The organism is Chitinophaga sp. Hz27 (genome assembly GCF_042263525.1).
GTDB lineage: Bacteria > Bacteroidota > Bacteroidia > Chitinophagales > Chitinophagaceae > Chitinophaga.
This window is the reverse complement of sequence record NZ_JBHKFJ010000006.1, coordinates 494,566-502,475: the sequence shown is the minus strand read 5'-3', so window position 1 is coordinate 502,475 and position 7,910 is coordinate 494,566. Positions and strand designations below refer to the sequence as shown.

The 7,910-nt window shown below is 44.7% G+C and carries 2 protein-coding genes; both read right to left on the bottom strand.

Annotated elements, in window-relative coordinates; genetic code table 11:
* Complete coding sequence (locus ACE38W_RS16780; RefSeq protein WP_375832407.1) at positions 1-6,564, bottom strand: amino acid adenylation domain-containing protein; 6,564 nt, start codon at positions 6,562-6,564, stop codon at positions 1-3.
* 618 nt (positions 6,565-7,182) lie between these two features.
* Positions 7,183-7,905: a LytR/AlgR family response regulator transcription factor gene (locus ACE38W_RS16775; RefSeq protein WP_375832406.1), complete on the bottom strand. Its 723-nt coding sequence runs from the start codon at positions 7,903-7,905 to the stop codon at positions 7,183-7,185.
* Positions 7,906-7,910: the final 5 nt, after the last annotated feature.

The following is a 7,910-nucleotide window of genomic DNA, read 5'->3' as shown; positions in this document are numbered from 1 at the left end:
TTAAAAAATTAATTCGTCCTGGTTTTCTGCTGGTACCTGTTCCTGGGTTTCCATCCAGCGGACAGTTTCGATGTAGTTGGAGAGATGCTCTACTGTGGGGTCAGTAAAGAGATGTTTAAGATCTACTTTCACGCCATAAGCCTCATTAATCCTGGATATGACACGGGTAGCCTTCAAGCTGTGGCCGCCGAGATCGAAGAAGTTATCGCGGATGCCGATGTTAGGGCGTTCCAGTACTTCTTCCCAGATGGCAGAGATGTGCTTATCCAGTTCATTTCTATAGGGCACAAACACGGTATGTCTGGCGGTATCAGTATCAGGTTGGGGTAATGCATCTTTGTCGAGTTTACCGTTGCTGTTCACCGGAAAATCATCGAGTGCGATGATGTATGAAGGCACCATATAAATTGGCAACTCTTCAGAGAGTGACGCGCGCAGTTCATGCGGCAGCAATCCGTTCACCGGGATGAAATAGGCCACCAGCTCATGTTCGCCGTTTGTATGCTTACGAGGGATTACAACGGCATCTTTCACGCCTTCCTGTCTGGTGATAGCAGTAGCTACTTCGGCAAGCTCTATGCGATGTCCGCGAATCTTCACCTGATCGTCTTTACGGCCGATGTATTCCAGATCACCGGAAGGTAATATCCGTGCATAGTCACCAGAGCGGTATAAGCGGCCTTCGCTGTTCAATGGGTCGGCCACAAATCTTTCTGCAGTAAGCGCTGCTTTGTTGAGGTATCCGCGTGCTACGCCGGCGCCACCTACACAGAGCTCCCCTACTACGCCTATAGGCACCTGTTGGAGCGCAGCATCCAGCACATAGCAGCTGAGCGTAGGTATCGGTACACCGATATTACTTTTACCTGCGGCAATATCTTCTTCAGTAATTTCTTTATAGGTAACATGCACCGTTGTTTCAGTGATGCCATACATGTTGATGATATGGCAATACGGCATCGCCGCATTCCAGCTTCGCAGAATGTCTGGCATCAACGCCTCTCCACCGAATATCAGGTATCTCACCGGCAGCGGCGACTGGATAAATCGTTGCTGATTGTGTTGCACAAAACTTCTGAAGGCGGTAGGCGTTTGATTGAGTACAGTAACACCTTCCTCCAGTATGAAGTCATAAAACGCGAGACTGTCCTGCGCTACTTCCTTCGGCACCATCACCAATGCAGCGCCATAGAGCAGTGCGCCATACATCTCCCATACAGAGAAATCAAAGCAATAGGAATGGAATAAAGACCAGCGGTCATTTTCATTGAATGTAAAGAGATTGCCTTCGTTGAACAGCAACCTGTTTACGTTTCGATGTTCGATCATTACTCCTTTGGGGTTACCGGTGGTACCAGAAGTATAGATTACATATGCCAGCTGTTCGGGGCGTATAGCCGTACTGTATGTATTACCTTCCATATTCAGTTGTGTGATATCTACAACTGTGGCTGCTGACCAGTTGTCCGCTATATGGCAAGGGCCATCATCGCTCAGTACCAAGGTGGCGCCGCTATCTTCCATGATGTAGTCGATGCGTGCAGCCGGATAGGTTGGATCTACCGGCACATAGGCCGCTCCGGCTTTCAGTACTGCCAGTATAGAGATGATCATCCATTCGTTGCGGGAGAAATGCAACACGACCAGTTGTTCTGGCTGTACGCCATAATCGGCTACCAGACAGCGTGCCAGTTGCCCGCTACGTATATCAAGTTCACGGTAGCTAAGCTTTTTATCTCCTACTACCAATGCAGTGTTATCAGGGTATTTCACAGCTGCTTCGTGGAACAGATCAACGATTGTTTTAGTACGATCATATCCTATTGCCGTCTGGTCAGCCTTGCTGCGTAAGATTTCCAGCTCTTTGTTATCCAGGAGGGTAATATCACGGATGATCATTTCCGGCGTAGCGACCACCTGTTCAAACAGTTTATTTAAATGCTGGTACATACGTCCAATGGTCTCTTGCTTAAACAAGTTGGTATTGTACTCCAGTTCCAGCACCAGCCCTTCCTGCTCTTCAGCGAAGGTGAAGGTGAGATCATATTTAGCAGTGCCACCAGACAACATCAGTGGATCAAAACGCAGTCCAGGTGCAATCTCCCGCATATCTTCTCTATTCAACCCATCAATATTCTGTAACACGATCATCACATCAAAGAGTGGTGAACGAGAAAGGTTACGCTTTAATTGTAAGGCGTCTATCAACAATTCAAAAGGAAATGATTGGTATTCAAATGCACGCAATAGCTGATCGCGTTCTTGTAATAGAAAATCTGCAAAAGTGGCCTGTGGATCAATGTTAGAGCGTATTGCCAGCGTATTTACAAAGAAGCCGATCTGGTCCTGCAGTTGTGGTTCACCGCGGCCTGCAGCAGGCGTACCTACTACAATATCTCGCTGCCCGGTATACTTGGACAACAATATATTAATGGCGGCTGTAAGCGTCATAAAGAGGCTCACGCCAGATTTTTTTGATAGTGTTATTAGTTGAGAAGAAATAGATTTATGGAGAAAAAAACGCGAAGAAGAGCCTTGGTAGGTCTTTACATCAGGACGATGAAAATCTGTTGGCAGTTCCAGCGTAGGTACTTCTTCACTAAAAATCTCCTGCCAGAAATCTAATTGTTCCTGTAATTTATCGCCAGTCAGTTGCTCTCGCTGCCAGGCCGCAAAGTCCTTAAATTGTAATGCAGGCGCTGGCAACAGATTACTGCGACCTGCTTGCAGGCGGCGGTAGGTTTCAACAATATTTTTATAAAGCACCACGATAGAATAACCATCGCTGATGATGTGATGCATGTTGAAAGAAAGGATGCGACCTGCAGGTGTTTCCAGCACAAAGCATCGTAGCAGCGGACCATTCTTCAGGTCGAAAGGTCTTTGCCACTGCTGTTGCAGGAACTCCTGCTCTTCTATCTCAGAAAGTGATTTTGAAAGGGTGATATCCTCGATGGCAAAAGGCATATCTTCTGGAGCGAGGATCAGTTGCACAGGTTGTCCATTCTTTTCTGTAAATACAGTTCTCAATATTTCATATCGGCCAATAACCTGCCGGAATGCGGCTTCCAGCAATGGTCGGTCTAATACGCCATCGATTCTGAATGCTGCCGGCATATGATATGCACTGGATGCTTCTTCGAATTTTGTAAGCACCCACAGACGTTCCTGTGAAAATGAAATTGGATAGTATGGCTGCGTGGCTGCTAATGGTATATGTACAGACTCGCTCACCGCGCGGGTTTCAATGATCGCAGCCTGACTTTCTATCGTTGGATAAAGGAAAATTTCATCCAGACTTATATTCCGTTTTAACTGATGCAGCACGAGGTATCGAAGGCGAGCAGCTTTCAGACTATGACCACCGAGTTCAAAGAAATTATGTGTAATACCAAAGTTTTCTGTCTGCAACACTTCATTCCATATCTTCCATAACTCTTGCTGCCAGCGGCTTGTAGGCGGAACCACTTCTATATTTACTACAGAAGCGTCAGGCAGCGGCAACTGCTTCTTGTCTACCTTGCCATTGCTATTGAGTGGTATTTCCTGCAATTGCATAAAGTAATCAGGCAGCATGTATGCAGGTAGATGTTGTGCAAGATAGCTTTTCAGCGAGGCAGGTGTTACTTCATCCGTACCGGTCCAATAGGCAACGATAGCATTTTCACCGGCTATGGTGGTTACGTTTACTACTGCGCGTTCTATGGCAGGATGTATTTCTAAAAGGTATTGTATTTCGCCGGGTTCGATACGGAAGCCTCTTACTTTCACCTGGTCATCTTTACGACCGGTAAATAGTACGTTGCCGTCAGGCAGCCACAGGCCGGCATCGCCGGTCTTATACATGGTCAGGCCCGGCACGAAAGGATTAGGAAGGAAACGTGTGGCTGTCAGCTCCAGACGATTATAATATCCCTTAGCTACAGACTGGCCGCTGAGGTAAATTTCACCTTCTATACCAGGAGGTAGTAGTTGTCCGTCTTTATCAAGAATATATAACTGCGTATAGCCTACCGGTTTTCCGATTGGAATCTGTGAATATTTAACATCACTGAAGCGATACATCGTGCTATAGGTGGTATCTTCGGAAGGACCGTAGAGATTCCGTACTTCTATTCTTGTGTAGTCAAGGTCATCTTTCAAACGTTTGGGCACCTGTTCTCCAGCCATATTGAGGGCGGTAACATGTTCCCAGCTGACCTTTTCTTCGAGTAGCGCTTTCACTACAGCAGGCACCGTATTAATCATGATATTCCTGTCAATGTCCAGGTACGAGGAGATCTCCAGTGCTGAAGACATCATGCGGATTGTTTTGCCGCTAAGTAGTGGGAAAAAGAATTCAAATACGGAGAGGTCAAAACAATAAGAAGTGGTAGCATAGATAATATCATAGGGTGTGTCAGCAAATTCTGTTCTGGCCCAGTCCAGAAATGCCACGGTATTACGGTGGCATATTTCCACCCCTTTGGGTTGTCCGGTAGAACCCGAAGTGTAGATCAGATATGCTGTACTTTCGCTCAAACTGGCTGTGGCGGCAGATGCCGGCAGATGTCCATTTTGTATGGACTTCCAATCATTAATATTGATCACATGCCCTTGGAAATCTTCCGGCACCAGTTTAGCGCCATGATCATCTACGAGCAGCAGTGATGGCTGTGCATCGTCGAGAATATATTTTATTCTGCCGGCGGGATATTTTGTATCAATTGGAACATAGGCAGCTCCTGCTTTCAGGATAGACAGTATCGCGATGATCGTCCATTCTGATCGCTCCATCAACAAACCGGTAAACTGACCAGGGCTGTTGAGCAAGGTACGTAAATAAGTAGCGCCCTTATCTGAAAGACGATCTAGTTCCGCATAGGTGAGTGATCTGTCGCCCGCTATGATAGCGGTTTTATCAGCATAAGTAACAAACGAAGGCGCTATTAAAGCAGGGATACTATCTATTGCTACTGAAGTTACCGGTTCATTGAAAACATGCAGCAGCTGATGTTGCAGCGTGTCATCAACAGTAGTAAAATCGCGGATACTGCGATCAACATTTTCTAATGCTTGTTCCAGTAAATGCAGATAAATATTTCTGAAGGCTTCAATACGGCCGGCAGTAAACAGTTTGGTGGCATATTCTATTTCAATATAGAATTCGCCACCGGGTTCATTGCCGAAATTGAAGGTGAGGTCAAACTTGGCGGAGCGGGAAGCTACAGTTACAGGTAGCTTACGATCCAGCATACTCATTTCAAAGCCATACTGTTTGGTGAAATTCACGGCGCCGTCACCTACAGCAGTATTTTGCAATACCATCATCACATCAAACAAGGGGTTGCGGGCTGTATCCCGTTTCACCTGGAGGTCTTCGATGATGTTGTCCAGGGGATAGTCCTGGTATTCAAAAGCCTGAAACAGGTTATTGGTATGTTGTTGCAGCAGCTGCATAAACGATGCTGCCGGGTCTATCACAGCTTTGAGCGGCAGTGTATTCACATAGAGCCCCATCTGATGTTCCAGCTCATAGTGGTTTCTTCCTGAAACAGGCGTGCCTATCAGGAATACTTCCTGTCCGGAGAGTTTGTATAACAGTATGCTGAGTACACCACGCAGAAAATTAAACGGCGTTATCTGATGTTGCTTGCAGCACTGGGTGAGTTTCGTATATAATGTTGCGGGGAAATAATTTTTGGAGATAGCACCATCGAAGGAGCGTATGGCGGGTCTGGAGAAATCTGTTGGCAGCTGCAGTGGTTCTGGTTGATCTGCGAGTGCGTGCATCCAGAAATCCTTTGCCTTGCGGCCTTTGGGGCCAGCGATTTTTTCCTGGAGCCAGTGAACATAATCTTTGTATTGTATGCGTAAGGGAGCGGTGGTATCAGATTGATTCCGGCAGCCTACTTCATAGGCGCGCATGACTTCCTGTATCAAAACGCCGACAGACCAGCCATCACTGATGATATGATGCACAGAAAATATCATGGCATATTCATCTGCCGACAGTGCAAAGAGTTGTACATCGATTAGTGGTCCTCGTGAAAGGTCGAATGCTTTGGCAGCCGCGTTGGCGGCGGATGTGCGCAGGAATTCCACTTGATCAGTGTGTTCACTTATATCCTGAAAAGCGATGCTGAATGGCATATCTGGCATCACTATTTGTTTAGGAACGCCATCTATTTCTCTGAAAACGGTGCGCAGTGATTCATGTCTTTGTATACACCAATGGAATGCGTTTTCTAACTGTGTTATGCTTACTTGTCCTTGAAGATGCAGGGCAGTAACGATGTTATATGCTTCGCTTCCGCCTTCAAACTGGCTGAGTAGCCATAGGCGGTGTTGTGCATTGGATGCGGGGTAACTTTCTGCTGCTGCGACAAGGGGAATGGGCGCATAGGCCTGTGTATCAGAGGAGTTGTCGAGGAAGGCTATCAGCTCTTGTTTACGAGACCTTATCATTTCAATAAAATCCTGTGGCAGGTTGGCCACCTCTCCTGCAAGACGGAGCTGGCCCTTATCGAGTCGCGGCACAACATGATATCTCCGTAATTCCGTGATGATGTCTAAAGCGTTCATAGAGTTATTACAAAAATTATGGGTGAATTTCCACTTTCAAGAGTTTGAAGCGAGGATGGAGATGGGCTTGCAATGCTCAACGGGTAACAAAACGAGATTACTACATACTTAGGGGAAATCAAACGAGATGACAACAAGTGATGCCTGTAATAGTCTGTTGGTAGGTAAACTAAAATTTCCGGTGACAGCAAGCCCCGTCACCTGCTTAAACGCAGCATGAAGGGATGAAGATGATTATCGCATTTGTAAAATAAATAGGATCAACTACTGAGGTGACAGCAGTGCATTCTGGAGTTATGAAATGATTTACTTTATGGTAATTTTTGAGTCTTTTGCATTAACGATATAGCTAACGCTATAGTGAGTTACATTGTCTGCTCACCGAAGGATTGTTATGGAAGCTGTAAATTTGGCTATCGCTTTTGTCTCTGAAACAAAGACGCGGCAATATTACAAAAAAAACCGAATAAATATATTACCAAATTGTTTTTTTTTGAAATAGCGGGGAAAAATTTACGGGAAGAGAATAAATGCTTTACTCATACGAGTTGTAATCATTTATACTGCATACTGACTGCAGGAAAACTTGGTATGGATGGTTTACATTCTCTTGGCTATCTACTTATTCACTATTTTTTTTGTTACAAATTCATTGAAAAAAACATCTCTGTAAACGTTACCGATTGGGATTTCGTTTGTGCCGATATAAATGGTATTATTATCCACCGAATCAATATGCTTAACGTTTATGATATACGATTTACTCACTCTTACAAACATATTTTTGGGTAACTGATCATAGATATTCTTGAGATTTATCGCTGAAATTACTTTCTGCGTATCACTGTGCATCACAACATAATCCTTTAATCCCTGAATAAAAAGTATGTTATTGAAATAGATTTTGAAAATTCTCCGTTCAGCTTTTATAAAGAGAAAATCATCTGCTACCCTTTCAATATTGCTATTTGCCTCCTCTGTTTTTAGTAACTTATAGTAAGTATGAGCCTTTTCAACCGCTTTCTGAAAACGTTCTATTTTTACTGGCTTTATCAGGTAATCTATTGCATCTACTTCATAACTATCGGTTGCAAACTCCGAATAGGCGGTTGTAAAAATCACAAAAGTATCTTTGGGAATCGTCCGGGCAAACTCGATGCCATTAATCCCTGGCATTTGTATGTCAAGGAAAACCAACGTCACATCATGTTGCTTTAAAAAATTTGCAGCAGTGTCAGCGTTATTGAACGATCCAATTAAATCTAAATCAGCGGTCTGTTCAATCAACATCTGTATGGCATCTCTGGCCAATGGCTCGTCATCTACTATAATACAGTTCATACACT